The organism is Salipiger sp. HF18 (assembly GCF_011806505.1).
Classification (GTDB): domain Bacteria; phylum Pseudomonadota; class Alphaproteobacteria; order Rhodobacterales; family Rhodobacteraceae; genus Salipiger; species Salipiger thiooxidans.
Genome location: NZ_JAATOS010000523.1, coordinates 1 through 2718, shown reverse-complemented (window position 1 = coordinate 2718; position 2718 = coordinate 1). Strand labels below are relative to the sequence as shown.

The 2718-nt window shown below is 69.7% G+C and carries 4 protein-coding genes and 1 pseudogene; 1 reads left to right on the top strand and 4 read right to left on the bottom strand.

What is annotated here, in order from left to right:
* Positions 1–337: nucleoside-diphosphate kinase (gene ndk, locus HC022_RS23530; RefSeq protein ID WP_167454020.1), on the top strand; the 337-nt coding region annotated here is incomplete at its 5' end.
* A 183-nt stretch (positions 338–520) separates the two neighbouring features.
* Here ndk and HC022_RS23525 read toward each other — a convergent pair.
* The 4 genes and pseudogenes from HC022_RS23525 to HC022_RS23510 form a co-directional block, all read right to left on the bottom strand.
* Positions 521–928: a DUF4112 domain-containing protein gene (locus tag HC022_RS23525; protein ID WP_167454019.1), complete on the bottom strand. Its 408-nt coding sequence runs from the start codon at positions 926–928 to the stop codon at positions 521–523.
* 29 nt (positions 929–957) lie between these two features.
* Positions 958–1047: pseudogene (locus HC022_RS23520) on the bottom strand (YqaE/Pmp3 family membrane protein); the annotation flags it as partial.
* Between the two features lie 487 nt (positions 1048–1534).
* Complete coding sequence (locus HC022_RS23515; RefSeq protein WP_167454017.1) at positions 1535–1882, bottom strand: TfoX/Sxy family protein; 348 nt, start codon at positions 1880–1882, stop codon at positions 1535–1537.
* A gap of 24 nt (positions 1883–1906) precedes the next feature.
* On the bottom strand, positions 1907–2718 hold an 812-nt coding region (locus tag HC022_RS23510), incomplete at its 5' end, for a pyridoxal phosphate-dependent aminotransferase (protein ID WP_167454016.1).

The window sequence follows — 2718 nt, the reverse complement described above, 5'->3', positions numbered from 1 at the left end:
AGCGGGCCTGCGGATCGTCGCGCAGAAGCGCATCCAGCTCACCAAGGCACAGGCCGGTGAGTTCTACAAGGTGCACGCCGAGCGTCCCTTCTACGACGAACTCTGCGAGTTCATGGCCTCCGAGCCGGTCGTGGTGCAGGTGCTGGAAGGCGAAGGCGCCATCGCGAAGAACCGCGAAGTGATGGGCGCAACCAACCCGGCCGACGCGGCCCCGGGCACCATCCGCGCAGAGTTCGCCGAATCCGTCGGCGAGAACTCGGTCCACGGCTCCGACGCCCCGGAAACCGCGGCTGCCGAGATCGCCTACTACTTCTCGGGCCTCGAGCTGGTCGGCTGAGCCACGGCACGATGCCTGCGTCATGCTTCCGCATGACGCATTCAGCTGGTCATACGCCCGCATGAGCGAGTGACAGACGAAACGGGCGCCCGGCTGGGCGCCCGTTTTGCTTTGCGGATGATGTTTGGCGGTGGTCAGTGCGCACCGGCGACGGGGCCCACCACGGGCGCGCGCTGGCTGCAGTCAGAGCGCCATCGCCTCGCCGTAGTCGGCGGGGCGGGCGGCGCCGTTGCCGGGCACACGGTGCCGTTCCTCGACCCATGCGCGCAGAAGCGCGGCGTTGCGTAGGTTGGACTTGTAGCCCACGTCGAGAATGTCGCCGATGAGCGGCAAGAGGCCGATCACCCAGTCGACCCCGATGTTGCCCGCCATCTGCGCCAGAAGCGGCTTTGGCGCGCCCATGTCCCGGGCCTCGTTCACGATCCAGATCGCCGGCGCCAGTGCCAGCGTATCGCCGATCCCGGGTACCAGACCGATGATCGAGTCCCATCCGATGCGGATGCCGGTCAGCGGCACCCGGAAGGCCCGATCCATGGTGCGGGCGATGCGCTCGACGCGTTCGACCCGGCGAAGGTGATCATGGGCGCTCATGGCGGTCACGCGTGTTGCGGCTCGCGGGGGTTGAGCCAGAAATGCTTGCCGAAGCCGACCTGGAGGAAGACCCCGAGCGGCGGCAGCAGAATGGCGGCGATGATGCGGATCAGGTCCATGGTGAGGGCCTCCGGTTGGGTTTGCGTTTCCAGAACCAACGACGCAACTGGCAGCAGAGTTCCGCTCACGGGCATTTGGCGTGGGAAGGGACGGCCGGGGGACGGGCGGGACGGCCTGCGCGTGGACTGGTTTGCGGGTCCGCTCGGCGGAGGACCAAATACCTGTTGTTCGCTTCAGAGCAGAAACCCGTTCCGGTCGGGAAAAGGACAGAAAGACTGCGCAGGCCCGATGCGGCGTGGGACGCGGCCCGGTGGGTCAGGGGACTGAGAGGCTGTTCGGCCCTACGTGGGCTGATGCGCGGTTCGTCCCGATGCGGGACTGAAGAGAGGCGGAGCTCGGCGGAGGCATGACGCGCCCCTCAGCTTTGCCACGGACGACCTGCACCGGGACAGTCTCACTCCCGGCAGTTCGGTCGGGTCGCGCTCTCCGTTCCTCAGGGCCGCAAAAGGTCCCGCCGCCACGCCCGGCGGAGCCAGCTGCGCAGGCTCAACCGCGCGGGCGGGCCCTGGGGCGCACGCCGATCTCGTCGAGCACCTTCTCGATCCCCGAGAGCGGACGCCCGTTGCCCGAGACCTCGGCGCAGAGCGCGTCGAAGCGGGCGCGGAGCTCTTCCTTCTCCCTGCCGCGGCAGTCGTTCCAAGGCCGCCCCTGCAGCGCCATGTGCATCACGTAGTAGCCGATGAAATGCGGCTTGGTGCCCGCCTTCAGCATCCGGCCATAAGCCTCGTGGGCACCGATCTCGCGCAGCGTCTCGGCGTCGGGCACCCCGGCGCGCGCGAGCGCGCTTTCGACCGCCGGCCCGAGGTTGCGGATCGACGACACCGGCGTGCTCATGCCGCCACCTCCACGATGCGGCGCTCAGGCGGCACGGGCAACGCCCTCGGCAAAGCGGCAGAGGCTGTGCAGCGCCTCGGCGAAGCGCTCGTCGGGGATGGTCATCGCGACGCGCACGAAGCCCGCCGCCGTGGCGCCGAAGCTCTCGCCCGGCATCACGGCGATATGGCGATGGTCGAGAAGGGCGTTGGCAAAGCCCTCGCCGCTGAGCCCGGTGGAGCGGATGTCGAGGAAGAGATACATCGCGCCGCCCGAGGGGATCAGCCCGACAGCGTTCTGCCGGGCGAGGATCTCCTGCGCGAGCGCCCGGCGGCGGCGGAAGGGCTCGGCCACGCGCGCCTCGAGCGCGCCGCCCTGTTCCAGCGCGAACAGCGCCGCGTCCTGGATGTAGCCCGGTACGCCGTAGGTGGTGTTGACCGAGAGGTCGTAGAACCGCGCGATGGCGCTTTCGGGGCCGACGATCCAGCCGATGCGGCTGCCGGTCATGGCGTGGCTCTTCGACATCGAGCCCAGCACCAGCGTGCGCGCAGCCATGCCGGGCAGGGCGCGCGGGCTCAGGTGGCGGCCCTCCCAGATCTGGGTGTCGTAGACCTCGTCCGAGATCAGCCAGAAATCCTCGGCCTCGGCGACGCGGGCCAGCCCCTCGAGCGTGGCGCGCGGGTAGATCGCGCCTGTGGGGTTGTTGGGCGTGTTGATCAGCAGCGACACCGCGCCCGTGGCGCGCGCGGCGGCGGCCACGTCCTCGGGATCGGGGAGGAAGGCGCGCTCGGGGCGGGTGGCCACCGCATGCGGGACGGCCCCCGCCGCCCGAAGGGTGCCGGGGTAAGTGGCGTAAT